Origin of the sequence: Bradyrhizobium sp. BR13661 (assembly GCF_029892425.1) — a bacterium.
GTDB lineage: Bacteria > Pseudomonadota > Alphaproteobacteria > Rhizobiales > Xanthobacteraceae > Bradyrhizobium.
Window position 1 is genome coordinate 57495 of record NZ_JARXWB010000021.1, and the last position, 25946, is coordinate 83440.

The window sequence follows — 25946 nt, forward strand, 5'->3', positions numbered from 1 at the left end:
GGCGGGCGCGGCTTCCCCTGAATCAGAAGATCACGCCCTTGCGGATCAGGAAGCAGCCATAGCCTCTGGCGTCGCCGACCTGCACGACACCGAAGCCCCCGGCCGCGGCGCGATAGAAGTCCGGCCGCGACAGCTTGCCGGGCGTGACCGGGCGGCCCACTGCGCCAGCGATCTCCGCCAGCACCGCGCGCTGGATATCCGGCACGCGGTCGGGATCGTCGACCGGCATCATCACGCGCACGGGATCGGGATCGAAATCGTCGAGCGGATAGAGCGTCATGATGGCCCGCACCGCGGTCTCCATGGTCATCCCCGGCAGCTGGATCAGGCGCTGCGAGGATGTCGTCCGGGCGATGTGGGTCGCGGGGAAATTGGCGTCGACGACGACGAGGTCATCGCCATGGCCCATCGAGGCGAGCAGCCAGAGCAGATCGGGCGTCAGGATCGGATCGATCGATTTCAGCATGTGACGACTGTCCTCCCAAGGGCGTGTCTTTGGCCGGCAAAGCCGGCGTGGTCGATTATCGGTTCCGCACTATAGCAGGTCCCGCGTGATCTGGATCACGCAGCGCGCCACGGTGATCCCGATCACGGACCTTGGGCTCGAACGCGATCAAGTTTCCTCGCCACCAATCTCGCATCGAGATGAGTGCCAAAGGAGCACGCCATGTTCCGCCTGAAATCCGCCCTGATGACTGCCGGCCTGCTGGGAAGCCTGTTCGGCTTCGCCTGCGGCCCTGTTTCCGCGCAAGTTGCCCCTGTCGAACCCGCCCCGACCGCGCTGCTAGGCCCGGAGCAGCGGGTTGCGCTGGTAATCGGCAATTCGAACTACCAGAACGCACCACAGCTTGCGAACCCCGACAATGACGCCCAGTCGATGGCGCAGTTTCTCAACTCCGCCGGCTTCGAGGTGATCTCGGCCACCGACCTCGGCCAGAATGAAATGCTGCGCGTGGTGCAGGACTTCTCCGCCAAGGTGTCCGAACGCGGCCCGAACACGGTGGCGATGGTCTATTACGCCGGTCACGGCGTGCAGCTCGCCGGCGAGAACTATCTCGTTCCCGTCGATGCAAAGGTCACAGACCAGACCGAGCTGGTCAACGACTCGGTGCGCCTGGTCGACGTGATGTCGACGCTCGAGACGATCCCGAGCCGGATGCGCATCGTCATCCTCGATGCCTGCCGCAACAACCCGTTTCCGAACGTGAACGACGCCGGCCGTGGCCTGGCCATCGTCGATGCGCCGAACGGCTCGATCGTCGGCTATTCGACCGCGCCGGGCGCCGAAGCGCTCGACGGCAGTGGCGGCCACAGCCCTTACACCCAGGCGTTCCTGAACGTGGCGCGTGAGCCCAACGTGCCGATCGAGCAGTTGTTCAAGCGCGTGCGGCTCGCGGTGAACCAGACCACCAGCGGCGCCCAGATTCCGTGGGAGAGCTCGTCCCTGACATCGGACTTCACCTTCTTCGGCGACACGGTGGTGGCCGCCAACCGCGCACCGGTGCATGCACCGGTGGTGCAGATGGCCTCCAACCTGCCGAGCCGCTCGACCCGCCAGGCCTATGACTACGTCGTGTCCGAGGGACGGCCGGAGTACTATCAGGAGTTCATCGCGATGTACCCGCACGATCCGCTGTGCGATCACATCCGCTGGCTGCTTGCAAATCTCCTGATGTCGCAGGCCTGGCACCAGGCGGTCCTGTTGAACACGCCAATCGGCTATCAGAACTTCTACAGCAGCTACGGCAACAGCCCCTATGCGCAAATCGCGCTGAAGCTCGAGGCGCATCCGAAGCAGATCCCCTTGATGCAGCCGACCAAGTTCCTGGCCCCGCAGAACATTGCCCCGACCTTGAAAATCGGCAATTTCGGCCAGCCCAAATACATGCCGCTGATCCATGAGGGCAACGGTGGCTCGCAGATGAACGCCAACCTGCCGGTCGGGCAGAAGCCGGTCGACGGCAACGTCATCGGCAAGCTCGGCAATGGCGGCAAGATCGTCAACCTGCCGGCGCCGACCAACACGACCACGAACAACGGCGGCATCGGCAAGATCGTGACGCTGCCGGTGACCACCACAACGCAGAATAACGGCACCAGCAATACCGGAACGCCCGGCAAGGTCGTCACCCTGCCCACGCCGACCAACACGACGACGAACAACGGCGGCATCGGCAAGATCACGACGCTGCCGGTCACCACCACCACGCAGAATAACGGCACCAACAATACCGGAACGCCTGGCAAGATCGTGAGCATGCCGGTGAACATCGGCAAGGGCGTCGACGTCAAGACGACCGACGTGAAGACGACGAATGTTCAGATCCAGAACCAGCCGATCCGCATCAACAACGGCAACACCGGCATCGTGAAGCTCAACAACAATCCGGTGAGCAATGTGCAGGTGCAGAACAACCGCCCGCAGTTCAACTCGTTCAGCAATGGCGGCGGCAACAACTTCCGCCAGTCAATGAACCAATCGCCGATGATGGGTGGCGGCGGTGGTGGTCACCACGGCTTCGGGCACTGATCGCAACCGATCACGCAACGACAAAGGGGGCAGAGCGGAAACGCTCTGCCCCTTCATCGTGTCGGACACTCAAGAAATCAGGCCACCAGCTCGGCGAACAGGTCCGCATCGACGTTGCCGCCGGAGAGCACGATGACGACGTTCTTGCCGGCAACATCCAGACGACCGGCGAGCAGCGCGGCAAGGCCCACCGCGCCGCCGGGCTCGACCACGAGCTTCAGCTCGCGATAGGCAAAGGCGACGGCGGCGCCGACTTCCTTGTCCGAGGCCGTCACGCCGCGCGCCAAGAGCTTGCTGTTGATCGCAAAGGTCATCTCGCCGGGGATCAAGGCCATCAGCGCATCGCAGATGGTGCGGCCCGCAGGCCCATGCGGCTCGCGATGGCCCGCGCTGAGCGAAATGCCGTGATCGTCGAACGCCTCAGGTTCGGCCACCACGATCTGCGCTTGCGGATAGCGCGCCTTCACCGCGGTCGCGACACCCGCGATCAGGCCGCCGCCGGAGGCCGGGGCCACCACGATATCAGGTGAGAGGCCGAGCGTTGCCATATCCTCCGCGATCTCGCGGCCGGCGGTGCCCTGGCCTGCGATCACGAAGGGATCGTCATAGGGCCGAACCAGCGTCGCGCCGCGCTTCTCGGCGATGCCGCGCGAGATCGCCTCACGGTCGTCGTTGTAGCGGTCATACAGCACGACCTCGGCGCCGTAGGATTTGGTGCGTTCGCGCTTCGACAGCGGCGCGTCCGCCGGCATCACGATGGTCGCCTGCATGTCAAGGATCTTGGCCGCCGCAGCCACGCCCTGGGCGTGATTGCCGGAGGAGAACGCGACGACGCCGCCCGCGCGCTTGTCTTGCGGAATCGAGAACACCTTGTTGAAGGCGCCGCGAAACTTGAAGGAGCCGGTGCGCTGGAGCATCTCCGGCTTCAGGAACACCTTTGCGCCGACGCGCTCGTTGAGCACGGGGAAAGACAACAGCGGGGTGCGGACGGCGTAGGGCGCGAGCACGCGCGCTGCGGCGTCGATATCGGCGGGGCCGACCGGAAGGGGCTGTTCGGACATGGCGCGATGTTATCGCGGCCGGCGAGTTGCAAGCAAGACACCTCCGCGCGAGGATTTTCTTCTCTTCAGGCGACGAAGCGCGGCTGTTCCGCCCCGTTCCGGCCCGGCAGCACCGCGCCGACCGCACGGATGCTGTCGATAAACGCCCGCGCCGAGGCCTCCCAGGTGTAAGCGGCAGCGAATTCGACGCAGTCCTGCCGGGAAACGCCGAGCGCGGCGAAGCAGGCATTGCGCAGATCATGATCCAGCACGCCGACCGGCGCATCGCCGATGACGTCGCGCGGCCCCTTCACCGGGAAGGCCGCAACCGGCAGGCCGCTTGCCAGCGCCTCGAGCAGAACGAGGCCGAACGTGTCGGTTTTGCTCGGAAACACGAAGACGTCGGCCGCCGCATAGATGTCGGCAAGTTCCTCGCCGTGCTTCTCCCCTAAGAAAATCGCGTCGGGGTAGGCCTCCTCCAGCGCATTACGCGCGGGCCCGTCACCGACGACCACCTTGGTGCCGGGCAGATCGAGATCGAGGAACGCTTCGAGATTCTTCTCCACCGCGACCCGACCGACCGAGAGGAACACCGGTGCCGGCAGGCAGAGATCGACGGCGCGGGGGTGGAACAGATGCGTATCGACGCCGCGCGGCCACAGCACGACATTGTCGAAACCGCGCTCGCCAAGCTCGCAGGCGAGCGCCGGCGTCGCCGCCATCACGGCCCGGCTCGGGCTGTGGAAACGCCGCAGCGCCCGCCAGATCAGCGAGCCCGGAACCGGCATCCGGGCGCGGACATATTCGGGAAAACGGGTGTGGAAGCTGGTCGTGAACGGCAGCTTGCGCTGTCGGCAATAGCGGCGGACCATCAGGCCGATCGGGCCTTCGGTCGCGATATGGATGCTGTCGGGCCGGGCTTCCTCGATCAGTTCTGCGATGCGCGCCGGGCGCGGCATCGCCAGCCGCACGTCGCGATAGCTCGGCATCGCGAAGGTGCGGAATGATTGCGGCGTCAGGAACGTGAATTCGACGCCGAGCCCCTTGGCGGCGTCGGCGAGTTTGGTCAGCGTCCGAACCACACCGTTGACTTGCGGGTGCCAGGCGTCGGTCGCGACCAGGATGCGCATCAAGCCGCCCTTGCTGCCACCTGCGGCACTTGTGCCGGTTTCTTCAGATGATCCGCCCAGGTGATGATCTCGAAATGGCCGTCATCGTGCTCGACCAGCGCGGTGCAGCTTTCGACCCAGTCGCCGCAATTCATGTAGCGGATACCGTTCTCGTCGCGGATCACGGCGTAGTGGATGTGGCCGCAGATCACACCGTCGGCATCATGACGCCGGGCTTCGGCGGCGAGCGCCTGCTCGAACGCGCCGATATAATTGACGGCGTTCTTGACCTTCTGCTTGGCCCATTGCGACAGCGACCAATAGGGCACCTTGAACATGCGGCGGAAGAAGTTGACGAAGCGATTCATCTGGATCGCGAAGTCGTAGGCCTTGTCGCCGAGATGGGCGAGCCAGCGCGCGTTCTGCACCACGAGGTCGAAGATGTCGCCGTGGATGATGAGAAAACGCTTGCCGTCCACGCCGGTGTGGATCGTGTTCTCGACCACGTCGATACCGCCGAAATGCGTGCCGTAATAGTTGCGCAGGAACTCGTCGTGGTTGCCGGGCACGTAGATGATCTTGGCGCCCTTGCGCGCCTTGCGCAGCAGCTTCTGGACCAGATCGTTATGCGATTGCGGCCAGTGCCAGCTCGATTTCAGCGCCCAGCCATCGACGATGTCGCCGACGAGATAGATCGTGTCGGCATCGTGATAGCGCAGGAAGTCCAGCAAAAGGTCGGCTTGAGAGCCGCGGGCTCCGAGATGAACGTCGGAGATGAACAACGTGCGAAAGCGCCGCTCCGGGCTCTCGTCACTCACATCGTAACTTCCCATGCGCCAGCCTGTAACTGTGTCCCGTGACAGGGGGATGACCGATTGAACCTTTGAGGCACCCTCAGATACGAATCGAACCTTGCCTCGCCCTCCCCGCGAATATCAGTCACATGCGACAATCAGGCGACATGATCAGGCAATGATGGCCCGCAAGACCCCGGAACCACGGCCATATTGGTTAATACCGGGACCAACCAGCGCCCGGCAGGACGCCTGTGTCAGTAAAACCTGTGGAAATGATGGATCGGCCCGTGGCCGTGACCGACGCTGAAGCGGTCGGCAGCAGCGATCGCCGCGCTGATCCAGCTCTTGGCGCTGCGTACGGCCGTCTCGAGATCCTCGCCTTTGGCGAGGCCCGCGGCCACGGCTGACGACAGCGAGCAGCCGGTCCCATGGGTGTTGCGGGTCGCGACGCGCGGCGCGGCCAGCGCGATCGTGGTGCTCGGGCTGACGAGATAGTCGGTGCTCTCCGCACCCTCGCCGTGCCCCCCCTTGATCAGGACGGCGCGGCAGCCGAACTCGAGCAGACGACGCCCCTGGCTTTCGATCTCGGTCTCGCTTCGCGCGATCGGCTCGTCAAGCAGCGCCGCCGCCTCGGGCAGATTGGGCGTGATCACGGAAGCGAGCGGCATCAGTTTCGTGCGCAACGCCACGACGGCCTCTGCGGCGAGCAGGCGGTCGCCAGAGGTTGCGACCATCACGGGATCGAGCACGACATGGCGAGGCTTCCAGCGCGACAGCGCTGAAGCGATCGCATCGATGCTCGCAACCTGCGCCACCATGCCGATCTTCACCGCGCCGACATCGAGATCGGAGAACGCCGCATCGATCTGCGCGGTGACGAAATCGGCCGGCACCGCGTGAATGCCGGTGACGCCTCTGGTGTTCTGTGCGGTCAGCGCCGTGATCGCTGACGCGCCGTAGACGCCGAACGCAGCAAAAGTCTTCAGGTCGGCCTGAATGCCTGCGCCGCCGCTCGAATCCGAGCCGGCAATGGTAAGCGCCACGGGCGTGGTCATCGCAGGATACGCTTGCTTGACGAAAACACGGCCATGATCTGTCCTGACATGGTTTGTCCTAGCGCGCCGGCGCAACGCCAGCAAGCCGGCGAATCAGGCAGAAACAAAGCCGCCCAGCCTTGTCGTCCCGGAAGCGTGCACATCCCGGAGAATATGACCTGGGCATCACCCGGCCTTGGCGCGCCTCACCAAATCAGTGAAACGTGTGGTGGGTTCGTCCAGCGACGCCACGTTGCAGGTTTCCCCGGCCTGCAGCCTCTCGGGAAGAAATCATGTGGGCCTATTTTGAACGCATCCTCGATTCCTCGATGTTCTCACCGCACGGCATCTGCCTGCTGTGGGAGCCCGAGCTGATCTGGCTCCACGTCGTCTCCGACGCCAGCATCGCGGCCGCCTATTTCTCGATCCCGTTTGCGCTCACGATCCTCGTCACCAGGCGGCGTGACCTCCAGTTCGGCTGGGTGTTCTGGGCGTTCGCGATCTTCATCATGGCCTGCGGCCTGACACATGTGCTGTCGATCTACACCCTCTGGGTCCCGATCTATGGCATCGAAGGCCTGGTCAAGGCCGCAACTGCGGTAGCGTCGATCTTCACGGCAGTCGCGCTCTGGCCGCTGCTGCCGAAGATCCTGGCCATCCCCTCTCCGTTCGAGCTGCAAAAGGTCCAGGCCGCGCTCGAGGAAGAAGAGATCAAGACCCGGGACGCGACGCAACTGCTCAAACAGGTGGGCGAGGCGCAGCGCGCGATGCGCGAGAGCGTGGCGCGTCTGACCGCGGTGGTCGAGACCGCCGTCGACGGCGTCATCCTGTTCGACGCGCAGAACCGCATCCTGCTGTTCAATCCGGCCTGCGAGCGGTTGTTCGGCTACCAGGCGAGAGAGGTGATGAACCGGAACGTCAGGGTGCTGATTCCCGACGAGGCCGGCGCCGCGTCCAGTGGCGACACGAGGGATTTCGCGACCGGTGGCGAGACGATCGGCCTGCGCAAGGACGGGTCGACCTTTCCGATGGACCTGTCGGTCGGCCAGGCGATGCAGGACGGCGAGCTGATCTTCGTCGGCATCATTCACGATCTGACCGCGCGCAAATTGACCGAGCAGCAGCTCCAGCAGGCGCAGAAGATGGAAACGGTCGGTCAGCTCTCCGGCGGCATCGCGCATGACTTCAACAACCTCCTCACCGTCATCATCGGCAACGCCGAACATCTCAGCGAGCAGCTCAAGGCGCGGCCCGACCTGCGCCAGTTCGCCGACGACATCTGCCAGTCAGGCGAACGCGGCGCGGAGCTGACACAGCGGCTGCTCGCCTTCAGCCGCCGCCAGCTGCTCCAGCCGCGGACGATCGATTGCCGCGAGCTGATCGAATCCATGCTCAAGCTGTTCAAGCGCACGTTGCGCGAGAACATCGAGATCAAGACGATATTCGGTCCCGGCACCATCAAGGCCTTTGCGGACCGCGCCCAGCTCGAATCCGCGGTGCTGAACCTTGCGCTCAACGCGCAGGACGCGATGCCATCGGGCGGGCATCTGACACTGAGCACGGAGCTCGCCGCAGTCGACGAGGACTATCGCGCCCTGCACCCGGAGGTCGCATCCGGCAGCTATGCCCTGATCTCGGTCACTGATGACGGTGAAGGCATGACGCCTGACGTCATCGAGCGTGCGTTCGAGCCATTCTTCACCACCAAGGAAGTCGGCAAGGGCTCCGGCCTCGGGCTGAGCATGGTCTATGGTTTCGCCAAGCAATCCGACGGCCATGTCTCGATCTATAGCGAGCAGGGTCTGGGAACGACGGTCCGGATCTATCTGCCGCGTGTCGGCGCCGGACAGTCCGCGGCCGAGGCGCCCGAGAACGACGAAGCCGCACCGCGCGGCCATGAGACGATCCTGATCGCGGAGGACGATCCGTTCGTGCGATCCTCGGTGATCCTCCGGGTGGAGGCGCTCGGCTATCGCGTCGTCGCCGCCGTGAACGGCAAGGAGGCCTTGCAACGGCTGCGCGCCGACCCTGCCATCGACATGCTGTTCACCGATATCGTCATGCCCGGCGGGATGAGCGGCTGGGACCTCGCCGACCAGGCCCGGCGTATTCGCCCCGGTTTGCCGGTGCTGTTTACCTCGGGCTATGCGCTGGAGACCCTGGTCGAGCAGGGCCGCGCGCAGGCTGAGGCCGTGGTCCTGACCAAGCCCTATCGCAAGGCCGAGCTCGCCCAGCGGCTCAGGGACGCATTTGCGGCAGCAGCGATGGCCTCGTAGAGCGCCTCTATTGGAGGCTGCCGCACCTGTCCGGCCTGCATGGTTCGAGACGCCCGCTTAGGCGGGCTCCTCACCATGAGGGTTTGATATCTCACCGCGAACCGTGACCTCATCCTGAGGAGCGCGCCCTTGCGCGCGTCTCGAAGGATGGCCGCAGGCCGTATGCCCGCTTGCTAAATCGGGCCGGTTTTGGCCTATTAGCCGGCAAGCAATGCCTTCGGAGTGACTGCAATGGTACCTTTCTTCGTCCAGATCAAATGCAAGCTTGGCCAGTCCTATACGGTCGCCAACGCGCTTGCCGAAGCCGAGATCGCCTCCGAGATCTACTCCACCGCGGGCCACTACGATTTGCTGGTGAAGTTCTACGTCGACAAGGACACCGATATCGGCCACTTCATCAACGAGAAGGTGCAGGTGCTGCCCGGCATCCAGGACACGCTCACCATCATCACCTTCAAGGCCTTCGGTACGGGCTAGCTGGACGCGTTCAACCGCCACTTTCCTTGCGCTTGGGCGGCGTCGGACCGTCGACCGGCGGCAGCGATTTCAGATAGGCGGCCATCGCGGCGCGATCCTCCGGTCTCAGCTGCGCGAGATTCTTGATCACCGGCCGCATCGAGCCCGACGCGCTGTCGCCCTCGGGCATGTCGCCGGTCTCGAGGAAGTCGGCGATCTCCTTCTCGCTCCAGTCACCGATGCCCTTCTGCGTGATGTTCGGCACCCAGCCCTCGCCTTCGGGATTGGGTCCGCCGGCAAAGCGCTGCGCGCTGATGACGCCGCCGAGAAAATTGCGCGGGCTGTGGCATTCGGCGCAATGGCCGAAACCGTTCACGAGATAGGCGCCGCGGTTCCACTCTGCCGAATGCATCGCGGCCGGCACGAACGGCCTCACATCCACGAACAGCAATTTCCAGATGCCGACATTGCGTCGGATGTTGAAGGGAAACGGCAGATCATGATCGCGCACGCGGCCCGCGACCTGCGGCAATGTCTTCAGATAGGCAAAGAGATCGCGAACGTCATCGACTTTCGCAATGTGATAGGACGTGTACGGAAACGCCGGGAAGTAGTGCGTGCCCTCAGGCGAGATGCCGCGCATCACCGCGTTGACGAAATCGGCCTCGCTCCAACGGCCGATGCCATCGGTCGGATCAGGTGAAATGTTCGGCGCATAGAACGTGCCGAACGGCGAGCCGAGCGCGAGGCCGCCACCGAGCCTCAAGCGATCCGGCTGGTTGGGCACGGCATGGCAGGACGAGCAGCCGCCGGCGTTGAACAGCTCCTGCCCGTTGGCAAGATCGGGCGCACGCGTCGACGCCGGCAGCGCCAGGGCGGTCGGCGCGGTCAGCCACCAATAGACGGCAAAGGCTGCGACAATGGCAACCAAGAAGACGGAAATTGTTCGTCGCAGCATGAAGGATCCCATCGCGCTCGAGCGTATTTACGGATCATCCCGCCGCAGCTCCAGCCACGAATTATTTAGATGGTTTGATTGGCATCCGGGAATAAACTCGGAACCGCACTGTTTGCAAGTTGACAGCAATCAGGCGTCAACAGGGAGAGACCCATGAACAAAGCGCTTTTCGTCACGCTGGCACTCGGAGCCGCCGTCGCGTTCGCAGGCTCGGCCAGCGCGGAGAAACTGAAGGCGACGCTGGACGCCAAGTCCGAAGTCCCCGCCAATGCCAGCACCGCCACCGGCACCGCCGATCTCGACTATGACGCCGCGACCAAGAAGCTCTCGTGGAAGGTGAGCTATTCCGGCCTCTCCGGCCCCGCCACTGCCGCCCATTTCCACGGCCCTGCCGAGGTCGGCAAGAACGCGGGCGTCGCGGTCCCGATTCCGGGCATCGCCAACAGCCCGGCCGAAGGCTCGGCCACGCTGACCGACGCGCAGGCCTCCGATCTCCTCGCCGGCAAGCTCTACGTCAACATTCACACCGCAGCCAACCCGGGCGGCGAAATCCGCGGCCAGGTGACCAAGTAAAGTGACGAAGTAAATTCAGATCAGATGATCGATGGCCGGGCGCAAAGCGTCCGGCCTTTTCGATTCTGAAGCGGCAGCGATCCCCGTGCGGTCAAGCCGCACTCAAGGCCTGCTCGAGGTCCGCAATCAAATCGTGCGGATTCTCGATGCCGATCGACAGCCTGATCGTGCAATCGAGCACGCCGATCTTGCGGCGGATGTCGGCGGGAACGCCGGAATGGGTCATCGTCGCCGGCAGGCTCGCCAGCGATTCCGTTCCGCCGAGGCTGACCGCGAGCTTGAAGATCTGCAACGCATTGAGGAATTTCTCCGCCGACGCCTGACCGCCGACGATGTCAAACGAGAACGTCGACCCCGCGCCGAGACATTGCCGCGCAAACACGCGCCCCGCGGGCGAGGTCTCCGCGTGATGGCCGAGATAATGAACCTTGGCCACCTTGGCATGGTCACGCAGGAAATCCGCCACGAGCCGCGCGTTGCTGTTTGCCTTCTCCATGCGCAGGCTGAGCGTTTCGAGCGAGCGGTTGATCATCCAGCAGGAATGCGGATCGAGCTGGGTGCCGATGGCACCGCGCAGCGCTTTCACGCCCTTCATGACCGTCTTGGTGCCGAGCGCGGCGCCCGCGATCAAATCGGAATGGCCGCCGACATATTTGGTGAGAGAGTAAAGCGAGATGTCTGCGCCATGCTCGATCGGCCGCTGAAACACCGGACCGAGCAGCGTGTTGTCGCAGGCGATGATCGGCGTGTGGCCCTGGGCCTTGCCGATGGTATCGGCAACGCGGCGCATCAGCGCGACGTCGACGAGGCCGTTGGTCGGGTTGGCCGGCGTCTCGATCAGGATCATCGAAACCCGGCCCTTGCGCATCGCCTCTTCGGCGGCCTGGTTGACCGCCACCTCATCGATGCCGTCGGCAAAGCCGACTGCGCCGATCGAGAAGCGCGACAGCGTGTTCGTCAATAGCGTCTCCGTCCCGCCATAGAGCGGCTGCGAGTGCAGGATAACGTCGCCCGGGCGGACGAAGGCGAGAATCGTCGTCGAGATCGCCGCCATGCCCGACGAGAACAGCGTACAGCTCTCGGTGCGCTCGTAGATCGCGAGCCGGTCCTCGACGATCTCGCTGTTGGGATGGTTGAAGCGCGAATAGACGAGCCCTGCGCCCATGCCTTCCGGCGGCTCGCGCCGGCCGGAGACGTAGTCGAAAAAATCCTCCCCGTCCTCGGCCGTCCTGAACACGAAGGTCGAGGTCAGAAACACCGGCGGCTTGATGGCGCCTTCCGACAGCTGCGGATCGTAGCCATAGGTCAGCATCAACGTTTCCGGATGCAGCATATGGTTGCCGATATGGGTTTTCGACGGGAACGGTTTGACCATGGCCTGCCTCGCTGTTGCCTGAGATCGCCGCCGCACGTCGGAACTCCGGACAGCATCAGGCATCAACGCCGCGGCGATGCGCGCAAGCATAGTCCTTCTGACGCCGATCCGTCAGGGTAAGCGAACAGAATTTGGTGATGTGATCAGAAAGGCATCAGTCCTGTCGCCCGGATGGAACGAAAGCGCCATCCGGGCTACGGGCTGCCTCGCCTTACTTCAGCTTCAGCCGGTACGTCTCGTGGCAATCGTTGCAACGATCATTCATCGCGGTGTAGGCGGCCTTGAGGCTTGCCACGTCGGTGATCTTGCCCTTGACGTCGGCGATCGCCTTCTGCACTGGCGGGATCTTGGAATCGAAATCGGCCTTCTGCTGCCAGACCTTGGGGGACGAGCCGTAGGTCGCGTTCACCACGTCCTGCTTGGGATTGGTCTCAAAGGTCTTTGCGATCTTGGCGACGTCGGCCTCGAGACTGGCGATTGCCGTGTCGACCGCCTTCTGATCGTAGGGAATGTCGGCCTTCGTCATCTTGAGGATCACGCCATACATGCTCTTGGCCTGCGAGCGCATCAGATTGTCCTGCTGGACGGCGACCTCCTGCTGCGCCATCACGGCGCCCGCACCCAGAAGAAGGGTGCCCGCAACAATCAACGTACGTTTCATGGGCTTGTTACTCCGGCTCGCAAGTCGGTTTGGGGGAAGACCATTGAGGATAGAACCCGGCCGCGGGCAATTAATTCCCGCGGGCCGAATGGCCGCTTTACAGGCTGTGGCGGCGATGGTGCTCGCTGATCGCGATCCACACCCGCTCCGGCGTCGCCGGCATGTCGATGTGGTCGATCTTGTATTCGCGCCAGAGCCCGTCGACGATGGCGTTGACGACGGCCGGACAGGAGCCGATCGCACCGGCCTCGCCCGCGCCTTTCACGCCCATCGGATTGGTGGTGCAGGGAATGTTGTTGGTCTCGAACACGAAGGACGGGCCGTCGGCCGCGCGCGGCAGCGCGTAGTCCATGAAGGTCGCGGTGATGAGCTGGCCATCGCCGGCGCCATAGACCACCTGTTCCATCAGGGCCTGGCCGATGCCCTGCATAGCGCCGCCATGCACCTGGCCCGCCAGCAGCAGCGGATTGAGCGTCTTGCCGAAATCGTCGACGATCACGTAGTTCACGATCTTGATGATGCCGGTGGCCGGATCGATCTCGACCTCCGCGACATGGGTGCCATTGGGATAGGTGCCGTCGGCGCTTGCGAAGGTCGCGCTGGCGTTCAGCTTCGACGGATCGGCGCTCGCGCGCTTGGCCAGATCGGAGAACGAGATCGACCGGTCGGTACCGGCGATGCGCACGATGCCATCGGTGATCTCGAGGTCGCCGGCGCCGGCTTCCAGCGCCTGCGCCGCGATCGCCTTCAGCTTCTCGCCAAGTTCGCGCGTGGCGCGTTCGACGCTGACGCCGCCTGAGGGAATCGAGGCCGAGCCGCCGGTGCCGAGGCCCGTGGCGATCATCGCGGTGTCGCCCTGGTGGACGTGCACACGCTCCGGCGCGACGCCGAACTGCTCGGCGACGATCTGCGCATAGGCGGTCTGGTGGCCCTGCCCGCTCGACTGCGTGCCGATCAGGACGGTGATGTCGCCATTGGGATCCATCCGCACATTGGCGGTCTCCTCGCCCATGGTACCGCAGACCTCGACATAGCTCGCCAGCCCAATGCCGCGGATGAGGCCGTGCTTCTTGGCCGCCTTGGCGCGCTTTGGAAACTCCTTCCAGTCGGCGATCTCCATCGCGCGCTTGAGATGCGCGGCGAAGTCGCCGGAATCGTAGACCTTGCCGGTCGCGGTCTTGTAGGGCAGCGCCTTCGGCTGGATGAAATTCTTGCGGCGGATCGCATCCGGCGTCATGCCGAGTTTTCGCGCGCTGGCATCGACGAGACGCTCGATCACATAGGCGGCCTCGGGCCGGCCTGCGCCGCGATAGGCATCGACAGGCACGCTGTTGGTGAAGATGGTGCGCACGCGGCAGTGGAAGGCCTGGATATCGTAAAGGCCCGGCAGCATGCCGGCGCCACCATGCGGGATATAGGGCCCGAAGGTCGACAGATACGCGCCCATGTCGCCCATCAGGTCGCAATCCATCGCCAGGAACTTGCCGTCTTCAGTCAGCGCCATCTTGGCCGTGGTGACGTTGTCGCGGCCCTGCGCGTCGCCCATGAAATGCTCGGAGCGATCGGCCGACCATTTGACGGCTTTCTTCAGCTTGCGCGCTGCAACTGCCATCAACGCGTATTCACGATACGGGAACAGCTTGGTCCCGAAACCGCCGCCGACGTCGGGGCAGATCACCCGCATCTTGTCGGTCGGGATGTTGAGCACGTTCTGGCAGAGGATGTCGCGCAGGCGGTGGCTGCCCTGGCTGCCGACCGTCAGCGTCAAATGATCATTCTTCGCGTCGTATTCGCAGACCGCCGCGCGCGTCTCCATGAAGCTCGCGACCACGCGCGGATTGACGATGGAGATTTCCGCGACCGCATGCGCCTTGGCGAAGGCCGTTTCCGTGGCTTTCTTGTCGCCGATCGAGACGTCGAACAGCACATTGCCCGGCTTGTCCGGCCAGACCTGCGGAGCGCCCTTCTTGACGGCGTTGACGACGCCGGTCACGGAAGGCAGCGGGCTCCATTTGACGTCAATGGCCTCGATCGCGTCGCGGGCCTGATCGATGGTCTCGGCGACGACGAAGGCGACGGCATCGCCAACATGTCGCACCTCGTCCTTGGCGAGGATCGGGTAAGGCGGGCCGGTGAAGGGATCGGTCTCGAAATTGAACAGGCACGGCAGATTGCCGAGATCCCCGACCTCGGCGGCGGTCAGAATCAGCGCGACGCCAGGAAGGGCGCGGGCGCGGCCGGCATCGATGGTGAATTTGGCGTGCGCATGCGGCGAGCGAAGCATCAGGCAGCGCAGCGCGGCCTGCGGCGCATAATCGTCGGTATAGCGGCCCTTGCCGCGGATCAGCGCGTCGTCCTCCTTGCGCAGCACGCTTTGGCCGACGCCGAACTTGATGGGGGCTGCCATTTTGTTGTCCCGTCCTATGGTTGTTTTGTCGGCATATTGCCGTGGAAAAAGGGGCAGTGCAAACGGGATTAGCGCCCGAAAACAAGCGGCCCAACCGTCCGTCGCCGTGTTCCCGGAGCGCAAGGTCCGGTTCTGCACTTGCTCATCTACATCCCGCCACGGATCCACAGGTCGCGCGTGCTGTCTCGCAGCTTGTCGATCGCCCGCTTCGGCGTGAGGTAGTCGATCTCGGCGCGGGTCAGGCCGATATCGATCAGCTCCCTCTCGCTCAGGTCCTCCAAGGAGGTCAGCGAGCTCCGGCGCCGCTGCTGAAGCGCTCGCCAAGCCCGCTTGAGCAGGCCGATGACGCCTCGCGTCGGCGCGGCTGGAGGTCCGCTGGCCTCCTTGTCCAGCGCTGCAGCGGACGCCTTGAGGCGCTCCGCCAAAGCCTGGTCGATCGCATCCTTCGCCTGCACGATCGAGAGGTTGATGCCGCGCCTTGCGGCATCGGCCTCAATCCCGGGTGAGATGTCCGTCAGTTGTGGTGGCATCGTACGCTCCTGCTGTTGTGCCGGCAGGGAGCGTGGCCAAACAAAAGGCCCCGTCCGATGCCGGCGGGGCCTGGTGGAAGAGATGTCGTCGTCGAATTGCTAGCGCACGACTCCTTCCACGGCCCAGCCGAAGCGGGTCATGTGGTTGAAGTTGACTTTGCGCGAGCATTTAATCATGCGAGCCGAATAGCACGGGAATCGTACAAAATCAAGGGATGCATGGGAGCCAAGCACTCCTTTCAGGCGAGTAGCGGCAGGTGTTCGTGAGCACGCAAAATGGCGTTGCAGGGACCGACCGAGGCAAGTCTCTTTTCCGCGGCCGCACGCCGCGGAAGAGAGATCGCCGGCCGACGAGACGGCCGCTCTCCTATGAAGGAGTTCAGCCGAGGTCATGAAGGATTCCGGCCATGGACAAGATCAGCGCGATCAACGTCCAGACCAGAGGGTTATTCAGGAACGGCGACACCTGAGCCTCCGAACTCGGCGGGAAAATCCTTCAGTTTCGGCAGGCCGTCCCTGATCGGCAACACCGTCTCGGAATAATTGACGTGCACGCCCGGCGCGAACTTCAGCGTGGGCAATGTGGCGGCGTACACGTCGACGAGCCCAAGCGGCGGATGGTCGCACATGAGATGCCCTCCGCAGCGCTTGCAGGATTGCCGATGGCTCAGCTCCGATTGTGCGTAGGTGGCGACGAACTCGGCACCCTTGGTCACGCGCACGTTCTGCGGCTTCCACAATGTAAATGCGTTCACCGGGGCGGCCGACCAGGAGCGGCACGACGCGCAATGGCAATATCCCATTGCCTCCGGTGCTCCCTCCGCTTCGATTTCGACCGCGCCGCAAAAGCACTTGCCGCTGTAAATCGTCATGATGTCGATCTCCTTGATCTGATCTGTTGAACGTCTGAAGCTTCAGCCCTATCTCGCGAACCTTGCCTGGATTTCGGCCAGACCCGCTTCATAGACGCCGAGCAATGCATCGCTGGCGGCCTTCTCCTGCCCTTGTTCGGGCGTATAGGAACCGTTCCAGGTCACGGTGGAAGATCCGTTGGCTTTGGCGGTCACCTTGATCGTTGCGGTGTAGTTCGAGACGGGAAGAGGGCTCGTCAGAAACTTGTAGGAGTAGCTGTAGTCGGCTTCATTCCGAGCGACCTGCGTCTCGACGAAAGCGGCCTTCCCGTCCTTCGTGACGAGAATGCGCGTCGATGGCGCCTTGCCGTCCTCGATGCACTGACCCACCGGGGGCAGCCAATCCTTGATCGCGCAGAACGGCCCGATCAGCGACCAGACGTCCCGGGCGGACGCCTTGACGTCAACGCTACGGGTGATCGTGGCTGCAATGGCGGATGCCGTGCCCGATTGGAGCAACACGGTGCCGAACAACGCAGCGCTCGCCACGGAGAGCCTGGGCGTGCAGAAAATCCTTATCATCGCAATTACCTTGTCATTGTGAGTTGATGCCATGAGGCTCTCGGCCGAATTGTCGCGACGGTCCTCTAAGCCCGGTGGAGCGGTCCAAGTCCGTTACTGACAAGTCCGCATTGCCGAGAGGTAGCAGGGGCCCTCTGCGCGCCACTAGTTCACGAACTGAATCGATGCCGGTACAGATTTTGAACTGGAAGCCGGAGCGAATTCGGCAGTACGTTTCGCAAATGGTCCACAAGGAGAGAGAACATGGCTGCTGGCAGCTACAAGCAGTTCTGTCCCGTCGCAATGGCCGCCGAGGTTCTGTGTACACGCTGGACTGTGGTGCTGCTGCGAGAGCTGATGGCCGGCTCGACGCGCTTCAACGATCTGCGACGTGGTGTCCCCCGGATGTCGCCCGCGCTGCTATCGCAGCGGCTCAAGGATCTCGAGTCTGCGGGGATTGTCGCGCGGGAAGCATTGGTTTCGGAGCCTGGCGTCCATGAATATCGGCTGACGCCGGCCGGACGTGAACTCACGCCCATCGTCGAAGGATTTGGAATCTGGGGCCAACGCCGGATCAAGGCCGACCTGTCGCTCCAGCACCTCGACGTTCAATTGCTGATGTGGGATATGCGGCGAAATCTGAATCCGACGCCGATGCCGAGGCGGCGAAACATCATCCAGTTCGTCTACCCCGAGCTTTCGGCGACCCAACGACACTGGTGGCTGATCGTCGATCCCGAGGAAGGCGTCGATCTGTGCTCGGTCGATCCCGGATTTGACGTCGACCTCTATATTTCCGTCGATCTGCGCAGCATGACTGCGATCTGGATGGGGCTCGACACGGTCCGGGCGGCCGTGGGCAGCCGTCGGATGATTCTGACCGGCGACCGGCAAATCGCATCCTCGATGCAAACCTGGCTTGGTCTCAGCCCGTTTGCCAAGGAGAGAAAACTGGCGAGCTGAAGACCGACCGTTCGCTCGCGTCTAGCCGCGCACCAGTGACACCAGCCAGCTGCGCCCGAACAGAACGAGGATCGCGAGCCCATAGACCATCGTGCCCCCGACCGCCAGCAGCACCAGCACCACTTCATCGTGGAAATGCATCGCGCCCAGCGCAGAGCCACCGACACGCGCGATCAGCCGGAAGGCGGCCGCGAGTATGATGCCGGTCAGCAGGAATTTGCCGAGCGACGTCAGCCAGGCCCGGTCGAACACGAGAAAGCCGCGCCGCACGGCGAAGAACAGCACCAGCAAGAGATTGGTCCAGACGCCGGCGGCGGTCGCCAGCGCAAGGCCGATCTGGGCGAGCGATCCCATCAAGGCGACCTTCAGGGCGACGTTGACCGCGATGCCCGTCAGTGAAGCGCGGACCGGTGTCGCGGTATCCTTGCGGGCATAGAAGGTGGCGACCGCGCTGCGGATCAGCACGAACGGAATGAGGCCGATGGCGTAGGCCGCGAGCGTCGCACCCGCGGCCGCGGCATCGGACTTGGAGAACGCGCCGCGCGCGAACAGCGCGCGCATGATCTCGTCGGGCACGGTGAGGAAGGCCGCGACGAACGGTATCGAGAACACCAGCGTGAAATCGAAGGCCCGCCGCTGTGCGGTCATCGCACCGTCATGGTCGTTGGCCGTGATCCGTTTCGACATCTCCGGCAACAGCACCGTGCCGATGGCGATGCCGATCACGCCGATCGGCAATTGATTGAGGCGGTCGGCGTAATACAGCGCCGAGAGCGCGCCCGCCGGCAGGAAGGTCGCGATGATGGTGTCGGCGAACAGCGCGACCTGCGTGCCCATCGAGCCCAGCGTCGCCGGCCCGAGCGCTTTGAAAAAGCCGCGGACGTCTTCGTCGAGCTTGAGCGGCGCAAAGCGCGGCAGGCCGCCGTGGAAGGCGAGATCGCCGGCGAGCAGGAAATATTGCAGGAAGCCGGAGATCAGCACGCCCCAGGCAGCGGCGTGGCCCGCAGTCGGAAACCAGACGGCAACCGCCAGCGTCATCATCATCGCGACGTTGAGGAAGATCGACGCGGCCGCAGCGCTGGCAAAGCGCTGCATTACGTTGAGCATGCCGCCATAGAGCGTCACCAGCGTGATCAGCAGGAGATAAGGAAAGGTGATCCGGGTCAGCTCGATCGCGAGCTTGCGCTGCTCGGCATCCTCGGAAAAGCCCGGCGCCAGAATGCTCATGGCCTGCGGCATGAACAGCCAGGCGACGATCAACAGCACCACCTGCGAGGCCAGCAACAGCGTGAAGATGCGGTCGGCGAACAGGTGTGCTGCCGCCTCCCCTTTCTCGCCATGGACGTGCGCATAGGCCGGCACCCAGGCGGCGTTGAAGGCGCCTTCGGCGAAGATCGCACGAAAATGGTTGGGCAGCCGTAGCGCCACGAAAAAGGCGTCGGCCACCGGGCCGGCGCCGAGGATCGCCGCGAGCATGATGTCGCGGGCAAATCCCGTCAGCCGCGACAGCAGCGTGTAACCACCAACCGTGAAGATGCGTCCGAGCATGCGTCTGTTTTAGAGCATGGCGCGATTAGGTCTAGGTGCTAGCAGTGTGGAAGGTTTGCAACTTTTCTGCAGGAAATGCACAAACGGGGCGCGTTAGAGACGCCGGCAGTATCCACAGCGTCATGGCCGGGCATAGCCGTCCGAAGGACGGCGTCGCTTCCGCTTGCCTATGTCCCGGCCATCCACGCCTTGTCATGCACTCGAAGAACGTGGATGCCCGGGCCTTCGCCGCGCCGAAGCGGCTTCGGCCGCGCAGGCGGGACAAGCCCGGGCATGACGACGGGCGCGTCAACCCGCGATCGCGCCGCGGACGGCGGCGATGATTCGTTCCTGATCGGCTTCGGTCAGATAGGCGTGCATCGGCAGGCTGATGACGTCCTGCGACAGGCTCTCGCAACCCGGCAGGCCGCCCTCAGCGACCGGATACAGCTTGTAGGCGGACTGCTGATGCATCGACTTGCCGTAATAGACCGCAGTCGGCACGCCCTGGGCCTTCAGCGCGGCGGCGAAGCCGTCGCGATCGGTGCCTTCAGGCAGGCGGATGGTGTACTGCGCCCAGACCGAGGTATTGCCGGGGCTGAGACGCGGCACGGTGACCACGTTGGACAGGCCCCTCGCATAGCGGTCGGCGACCTTGTTGCGGGCGGCGATCTCGTCGTCGAAGATCTTCAGCTTCTCGATCAGGATCGCGGCCTGCATGGTATCGAGCCGGCCGGTGAGGCCAAGTCGGACGTTGTCGTATTTGTCGACGCCCTGCCCGTGCACGCGGATGCTGCGCAGCGTCGCCGCGAGGTCGTCGTCATCAGTCAGGATTGCGCCGCCGTCGCCGAAGCAGCCCAGCGGCTTTGCCGGGAAGAAGCTGGTCGTGGTGGCGAGCCCGAAGGTGCCGAGCTTGCGCCCCTTGTAGCTCGCGCCAAAACCTTGCGCGGCGTCATCGATCACGAACATGCCTTCAGCCCCGGCGATCTCGGCGATGGCATCGTGGTCGGCAGGCTGTCCGAACAGATCGACCGGAATGACCGCGACAGGCCTCAAACCGGCCTTGCGCGCAGCCGCAATACCGCGCCTGAGCGACTCCGGGCTCATGTTGAAGGTCGTCTCATCGACGTCGACATAAACAGGCGTCGCGCCGGTCCGTGCCGCCGGCGACGCGGTCGCAATGAAGGTGAAGGAGGGACACAGCACCGCATCGCCGGGCCCGACGTTCTTCGCCATCAGCACCATCAGAAGCGCGTCGGTGCCGTTGGAGCAGGCCACCACGTGCTTGGCGCCGCAATAGGCCGCAAGCTGCTTCTCGAGTTCGAAGACCTCAGGGCCGTTGACGAACTGGCAGTGGTCCATCACGCGCTTGACGGCGGCGTCGAGCGAGGCGCCGAGCCGGGCGCGCTGCGAAGCGACGTCGATGAAGGGAATGGGTTCGGAACGCAGATGCTGGTTCATGACGCCTTGTCGATTGTCTTGCGGGTTTTGAGCGGCCGACATGGAAAGGGTTTTAGCCGGCGACGCGGCGCGGGCCCTTGCGGGCGGGCGAGGTGGCGGCGGGCCGCGACGGCGTCTCGAGGCACTGCGTTGCGATCTCGAGGCTGGCGACGCCTTCGTCGCCGGTGACCGCCGGCGTCTCGCCGTTGCGCACGGCCTTGAGGAAGGCGATCAACTCGGCGCGCAGCGGCTCGTCATGGCCGACCGGCAGATGCCGCATCGAATAGCTGCCGTCCGGCTTGAAGCCGAAGCATTCGGTGACCTGGCGCGTCAGCAGATCGCCCATCACGTATTTGCCGCGCGTCGCGACCGTGACGCTGCGCGCCTTGAACGGCGTCAGCCAGTTCGTGTTGATGTGCGCGAGCACGCCGTTGGCGGTGCGGAACTGCAGCAGCGCGATGTCCTCGCGCTCGGCGACCGCGCTCGACAGCTGCGGCTGCACCTCGACGATGTCGGATTCGGTGAACCAGCGGATCAGGTCGATGTCGTGCACGGCAAGATCGATGACGACGCCGACATTGGACATGCGCGGCGGGAACGGGCCGACGCGCGTGATCGCGATGGAGAGAATGTCCTCACCCGCGATCGCCTGCTTGACGGCGGCGACCGCCGGATTGAAGCGCTCGACATGGCCGACCATCAGCGTGACGCCGGCCTTTTGCGCGGCGGCGACGATCTCGCGGCCCTCTTCGACCGTGGACGCAATCGGCTTCTCGACCAGCACATGAGTGTTCCTGGCGATGCAGGCGAGCGAGACCTCGTGATGCAGATGGGTCGGCGCCGCGATGGTGACGGCATCGACGCCCTCGGCGAGGAGCTGGTCGAGCGTCTCGAAGCTCGCGCAATTGGCAAGCTCCATCGCGCGCATCCGATGCGCCGGCGAAGGATCGACCACGCCGACCAGGCTGACGCCGGGCAGACCGCTCAGCACGCGCGCATGGTTGCTGCCCATCACGCCCGCTCCGATGACGCCGACGCGCAGGCCGGCCTTGGCCGGTTGTGATCCCTTGGAACTCATCTGAGCAAACCCCGATTCAACGCAAATCCCCGGGCCGCTTCTAGCACGGGTGCCACAGATGTGGCGAATGCCGGCCCAACAGCCCGGACACGATTTGATTCAAAAAATTACACGTTCTCCGGGCCTTAAGGCGCCCAAGGCGGGCTTTTCAGGCCCGGATCCCGTGATTCGGAGCTTGCTGGTTACGACCTTTGATAGTCGTCTTCAATCCGGATGATGTCGTCTTCCCCGAGATAGGAGCCGGTCTGGACCTCGATCAGTTCCAGCATGATCTTGCCGGGATTCTCCATCCGGTGGACCGCGCCCATCGGGATGTAGATGGACTCGTTCTCGTGCACCGTCTTCACGGTCTCGTTCACGGTGACGCGGGCCGCACCCCGGACCACGATCCAGTGCTCGGCGCGGTGGTGATGCTTCTGCAGCGACAGACGCCCGCCCGGCTTCACGACGATGCGCTTGACCTGGTGGCGCTCGCCATTGTCGACCGACTGGTAGCTGCCCCAGGGCCGGTGCACCTTGAGATGCTCTTCGGTGACCTTCGGCGCGACGGCTTTCAGCTTGGTCACGAGACGCTTCAGGCCGTTGGCATCCTTCTGCCGCGAGACCAGCACCGCATCCGCCGTCGCGACTACGACGAGATCATCGACGCCTTCGAGCGCGACCAGCGCGGAATCGGTGGTGACGTTGCAGTTGCGTGAATCCTCGAACACGGCGGTGCCATGCGCGGCGTTGCCTTGCGCGTCCTTCTCCGACAATTCCCACACCGCGTGCCAGGATCCGACGTCGGACCAGCCGCACGACACCGGCACCACGGCGGCGCGCGAGGTCTTTTCCATCACGGCATAGTCGATCGAGATCGCCTTGGCCGCGCCGAAAGCCTTCGGCTCCAACGTCACGAAGCCGAGATCGCGGCCGGCATTGGCAACCGCTGAGGACACCGCATCCACGCTCGCCGCATCGACCTTGCGGTATTCGTCGAGCAGCAGCGCTGCCGGGAACATGAAGTTGCCGCTGTTCCAGAGATAACCGGAACTGACGTAATCGGCGGCCTTCACCGCATCCGGCTTTTCGACGAAGCGCGCAACCGCGTGCACTTCGCCCGTGATCACTTCACCCGGGCTGATATAGCCGTATTCGGTCGCGGGCCGCTCCGGCTTGACGCCGAAGGTGACGATGCGCCCGGTGCTCGCGGCCGCGAGGCCCTCGCGGCAGGCCGCGACGAAGGCGGCGTTGTCCTGCACGACGTGGTCGGCGGCAAGCGCCAGCACGATCGCTTCACTGGTGCGCGTTTGCGCGAACACGGCTCCGGCGGCGATCGCGGGGCCGGAATCGCGGCGCATCGGCTCGAGGAGCACGTCGGCCTCGATGCCGATCTCGGCGAGCTGCTCCAGCACCATGAAGCGATAGGAGGCGTTGGTGATGACAACAGGGCGATCGAACAGCGCGGCGTCGGAGACGCGCAGCAATGTGTCCTGGAAGGTCGAGCGCGCGCCGAACAGCGGCAGGAACTGTTTTGGGCGCACCTCGCGCGAGGCCGGCCACAGCCGCGTGCCGGCACCGCCACACATGACCAGGGGGATAATGCGTTTGTCCATCGCCATTTCAAACCTTGTAGTAGTCCCGATACCAGGTGACAAAATTGTGGACTCCGTGCTCGATCGGCGTTGACGGTGCAAAGCCGGTGTCGCGCATCAGATCCTCGACATCCGCGAACGTTTCCACCACGTCTCCGGGCTGCATCGGCAGCGATTCCTTGACCGCCGTCCGACCCAGCTCCCGCTCCAGAAGTCCAACGAGATGCATCAGCTCTTCAGGGCGGTGGTTTCCGACATTGTAGAGCCGAGACGGCGCATTTGCGGCAGCCGGATTATCCGCAGGCACAAGATCGATCAGCTTGGATACTACACGTGTGACGTCGTCAACATAGGTGAAGTCGCGGCGCATCCTGCCATGGTTAAAGAGCCGGATCGGCTTGCCCGCCATGATGGCGTTTACGAAGAGAAACATGGCCATATCGGGCCGTCCCCACGGGCCGTAGATGGTAAAGAAACGCAAGCCCGTGACCGGCAGCCGGTACAGATGGCTGTAGGACTGCGCCATCACCTCGTTCGCCTTCTTGGTCGCGGCATAGAAGCTCACGGGATGATCGGTCCGGTCCTGCACGGAAAATGGCAGTTTGGTGTTGGCGCCATAAACGGATGATGACGAGGCGTAGACGAGATGACGACAACCGTTGTTCCGGCAGCCCTCGAGCACGTTGAGGAAGCCTTGCAGGTTGGACTCGACGTAGCTCTGCGGGTGGTCGATCGAATAACGCACACCGGCCTGGGCTGCGAGATGCACGACCTCGGCAAAGCGATGCCGCGCAAACAGCGCCGCCATCGTCTCGCGATCGGCGAGGTCCGCCCGCACGAAGGAGAAGCGTTCCTCCTTCTCGAGCAGCGCGAGGCGCGCCTGTTTCAGCGCCGGATCGTAATAGCTGTTGAGACTGTCGAGGCCGACCACGGCCCGCCCCTCGGCCAGCAGCTGCCGGGCCACGTGAAAGCCGATGAAACCGGCGGCGCCCGTCACCAAAATCGTCCGATCCGTCATCGTGTTCCCAAGCGATCCCAGAGGCCTGCCCGCGGCGCCTCTTTAGCCGGTATCGAGGGGGCGCAACAGCCCTCAGACCGACATAACGTCTCTCGCAAGCGCTCGCATAAGTGCTCTGATCAGGGCTATTGCAAGATCGGCGCCAAGACCATACCAAAGCGGCCAAATTCGGCGCCTGGCGTCGGGTGACCTCAACCTTCGCCAACCCTGTTCATGCGGGCGAGATGCGCCGAATCCTGCTTTCGACGGCAAAAATCCTGATCTCCGCGGCGCTGCTGTATCTGGCGTTGCGCAAGGTCGACCTGACCGAGCTGTTGTCGCGCTTCACCGCGTCAAGCCTGTTCTGGATCGGCATGGCGATTTCAGCGACATTCCTGCAGATATTCGTCGGAGTGCTGCGCTGGCGCGAGGTCAGCGCCGCATGCGGCGCGCCGCTCGAGCTCGGCCGCGCCATGCGCTACAACGTGATCGGCTCCTTCTTCAACCAGACCCTGCCGTCCGCGATCGGCGGCGATGCGGTCCGGCTGTGGCTGGTGGCGCGCGCCGGCGCCGGATGGCGCGCTGCGACCTATTCGATCTTCGTCGATCGCGCGATCGGCCTCGTCGCCCTCGCAATCCTCATCGTCGCGAGCCTGCCCTGGAGCTACCGGCTCATCACCGATCCGAACGGCCGCTCGGCGCTGCTCTTCGTCGACTTCGCGGCGCTTGCGGGCGGCATCGGCTTTCTGATCTTCGGCGCGCTGAAATGGCGCTGGCTGAAGACGTGGTGGGCCACCCACCACATCCACGCCTGTGCCGTCATCGCCAACCGCGTCGTCTTCAACCGCACCCGCGGGCCGATCGTCGCGCTCCTGTCGCTGCTGGTCCACGTGCTCGCGGTCGTCATCGCCTGGTGCGTGGTGCAGTCGATCGCTGCCCCGGTCAGCTTCGCCCAGGTCTTCCTGCTGGTGCCGCCGGTGATGCTGATCACCTTGATGCCGATCTCGATCGCCGGCTGGGGCGTCCGCGAGGCCAGCATGAGTCTGGCCTTCGGCTTCGCGGGGCTTGCCGCCAACGAAGGCGTCAATGTCTCGCTGCTGTTCGGCGCAGTCTCCTTCATCGTCGGCGCGTTCGGCGGCCTGGTCTGGATCCTGAGCGCCGAGAAAGCCGCGCAGGGCTCGGCCCAGCTCGGGGTTCCGGAGTGACGAC

General features: G+C 64.1%; 23 protein-coding genes. 6 read left to right on the forward strand and 17 right to left on the reverse strand.

The features are described 5' to 3' along the window. Positions 1-22 precede the first annotated feature (22 nt). The gene (locus M2427_RS28630; RefSeq protein ID WP_280710226.1) at positions 23-466 is read right to left on the reverse strand and encodes an RbsD/FucU domain-containing protein; all 444 of its coding nucleotides are present in this window, start codon (positions 464-466) and stop codon (positions 23-25) included. A 201-nt stretch (positions 467-667) separates the two neighbouring features. On the opposite strand from M2427_RS28630, the gene M2427_RS28635 reads away from it, so the two are divergent. Beyond that, entirely contained in the window at positions 668-2530 is a 1863-nt protein-coding gene (locus M2427_RS28635) for a caspase family protein (protein WP_280710227.1), read from the forward strand. 77 nt (positions 2531-2607) lie between these two features. Here M2427_RS28635 and M2427_RS28640 read toward each other — a convergent pair whose 3' ends face one another. From M2427_RS28640 to thiD, 4 genes are all read right to left on the reverse strand, one after another. Beyond that, a complete protein-coding gene (locus tag M2427_RS28640) occupies positions 2608-3591 on the reverse strand; it encodes a threonine/serine dehydratase (RefSeq protein WP_280710228.1) in 984 nt (327 codons plus the stop codon). Positions 3592-3656: 65 nt separating this feature from the next. Further along, entirely contained in the window at positions 3657-4700 is a 1044-nt protein-coding gene (locus M2427_RS28645) for a glycosyltransferase family 1 protein (protein ID WP_280710229.1), read from the reverse strand. Then, positions 4700-5512: a UDP-2,3-diacylglucosamine diphosphatase gene (locus M2427_RS28650; protein WP_280710230.1), complete on the reverse strand. Its 813-nt coding sequence runs from the start codon at positions 5510-5512 to the stop codon at positions 4700-4702. The genes M2427_RS28645 and M2427_RS28650 overlap by 1 nt, the downstream gene beginning before the upstream one ends. Before the next feature lie 218 nt (positions 5513-5730). Continuing rightward, entirely contained in the window at positions 5731-6531 is an 801-nt protein-coding gene (gene thiD / locus M2427_RS28655; protein WP_280710231.1) for a bifunctional hydroxymethylpyrimidine kinase/phosphomethylpyrimidine kinase, read from the reverse strand. A 272-nt stretch (positions 6532-6803) separates the two neighbouring features. Between thiD and M2427_RS28660 the strand changes: the two genes are divergently transcribed. Together M2427_RS28660 and M2427_RS28665 are read left to right on the forward strand one after the other, a co-directional pair. After that, the gene (locus M2427_RS28660; protein WP_280710232.1) at positions 6804-8786 is read left to right on the forward strand and encodes a PAS domain S-box protein; all 1983 of its coding nucleotides are present in this window, start codon (positions 6804-6806) and stop codon (positions 8784-8786) included. A 231-nt stretch (positions 8787-9017) separates the two neighbouring features. After that, positions 9018-9263, forward strand: coding sequence for an Lrp/AsnC family transcriptional regulator (locus M2427_RS28665; RefSeq protein WP_280710233.1), 246 nt, complete (start codon positions 9018-9020; stop codon positions 9261-9263). A gap of 10 nt (positions 9264-9273) precedes the next feature. On the opposite strand, the gene M2427_RS28670 is transcribed toward M2427_RS28665, so the two are convergent. Further along, positions 9274-10200 carry a cytochrome c gene (locus M2427_RS28670; RefSeq protein ID WP_280710234.1) on the reverse strand — a complete coding sequence of 309 codons (927 nt, stop codon included), beginning with the start codon at positions 10198-10200 and terminating at the stop codon, positions 9274-9276. A gap of 153 nt (positions 10201-10353) precedes the next feature. Here M2427_RS28670 and M2427_RS28675 point away from each other — a divergent pair, with 153 nt between their 5' ends. Then, the gene (locus tag M2427_RS28675) at positions 10354-10773 is read left to right on the forward strand and encodes a CHRD domain-containing protein (protein ID WP_280710235.1); all 420 of its coding nucleotides are present in this window, start codon (positions 10354-10356) and stop codon (positions 10771-10773) included. Between the two features lie 91 nt (positions 10774-10864). Here M2427_RS28675 and M2427_RS28680 read toward each other — a convergent pair whose 3' ends face one another. The 6 genes from M2427_RS28680 to M2427_RS28705 form a co-directional block, all read right to left on the reverse strand. Further along, entirely contained in the window at positions 10865-12148 is a 1284-nt protein-coding gene (locus M2427_RS28680) for a cystathionine gamma-synthase family protein (protein ID WP_280710236.1), read from the reverse strand. Between the two features lie 211 nt (positions 12149-12359). Continuing rightward, positions 12360-12809 carry a cytochrome c gene (locus M2427_RS28685; RefSeq protein WP_280710237.1) on the reverse strand — a complete coding sequence of 150 codons (450 nt, stop codon included), beginning with the start codon at positions 12807-12809 and terminating at the stop codon, positions 12360-12362. 97 nt (positions 12810-12906) lie between these two features. Beyond that, the gene (locus M2427_RS28690) at positions 12907-15216 is read right to left on the reverse strand and encodes a xanthine dehydrogenase family protein molybdopterin-binding subunit (RefSeq protein WP_280710238.1); all 2310 of its coding nucleotides are present in this window, start codon (positions 15214-15216) and stop codon (positions 12907-12909) included. Between the two features lie 146 nt (positions 15217-15362). Continuing rightward, positions 15363-15746 (reverse strand): DUF1127 domain-containing protein, encoded by a 384-nt coding sequence (locus tag M2427_RS28695; protein WP_280710239.1) that lies wholly within the window; start codon positions 15744-15746, stop codon positions 15363-15365. A gap of 446 nt (positions 15747-16192) precedes the next feature. Continuing rightward, on the reverse strand, positions 16193-16618 hold the full coding sequence (locus M2427_RS28700; protein ID WP_280710240.1) for a GFA family protein: 426 nt from the start codon (positions 16616-16618) through the stop codon (positions 16193-16195). A gap of 48 nt (positions 16619-16666) precedes the next feature. Beyond that, complete coding sequence (locus tag M2427_RS28705) at positions 16667-17179, reverse strand: SRPBCC family protein (protein WP_280710241.1); 513 nt, start codon at positions 17177-17179, stop codon at positions 16667-16669. A 243-nt stretch (positions 17180-17422) separates the two neighbouring features. Here M2427_RS28705 and M2427_RS28710 point away from each other — a divergent pair, with 243 nt between their 5' ends. After that, positions 17423-18121, forward strand: a complete 699-nt coding sequence (locus M2427_RS28710) for a helix-turn-helix domain-containing protein (RefSeq protein ID WP_280710242.1) — start codon at positions 17423-17425, stop codon at positions 18119-18121. A 21-nt stretch (positions 18122-18142) separates the two neighbouring features. Here the strand turns inward: M2427_RS28710 and murJ are convergent, their stop codons facing one another. The 5 genes from murJ to M2427_RS28735 form a co-directional block, all read right to left on the reverse strand. Continuing rightward, on the reverse strand, positions 18143-19669 hold the full coding sequence (murJ, locus tag M2427_RS28715) for a murein biosynthesis integral membrane protein MurJ (RefSeq protein ID WP_280710243.1): 1527 nt from the start codon (positions 19667-19669) through the stop codon (positions 18143-18145). Between the two features lie 288 nt (positions 19670-19957). Beyond that, complete coding sequence (locus M2427_RS28720; RefSeq protein ID WP_280710244.1) at positions 19958-21109, reverse strand: DegT/DnrJ/EryC1/StrS family aminotransferase; 1152 nt, start codon at positions 21107-21109, stop codon at positions 19958-19960. Positions 21110-21161: 52 nt separating this feature from the next. Further along, entirely contained in the window at positions 21162-22166 is a 1005-nt protein-coding gene (locus tag M2427_RS28725) for a Gfo/Idh/MocA family oxidoreductase (protein WP_280710245.1), read from the reverse strand. A 182-nt stretch (positions 22167-22348) separates the two neighbouring features. Next, on the reverse strand, positions 22349-23761 hold the full coding sequence (locus M2427_RS28730; protein WP_280710246.1) for a mannose-1-phosphate guanylyltransferase/mannose-6-phosphate isomerase: 1413 nt from the start codon (positions 23759-23761) through the stop codon (positions 22349-22351). A gap of 7 nt (positions 23762-23768) precedes the next feature. Beyond that, on the reverse strand, positions 23769-24758 hold the full coding sequence (locus tag M2427_RS28735; RefSeq protein ID WP_280710247.1) for an SDR family NAD(P)-dependent oxidoreductase: 990 nt from the start codon (positions 24756-24758) through the stop codon (positions 23769-23771). Positions 24759-24982: 224 nt separating this feature from the next. On the opposite strand from M2427_RS28735, the gene M2427_RS28740 reads away from it, so the two are divergent. Continuing rightward, a complete protein-coding gene (locus tag M2427_RS28740; RefSeq protein WP_280710248.1) occupies positions 24983-25942 on the forward strand; it encodes a lysylphosphatidylglycerol synthase transmembrane domain-containing protein in 960 nt (319 codons plus the stop codon). The last annotated feature ends 4 nt before the right edge of the window (positions 25943-25946 follow it).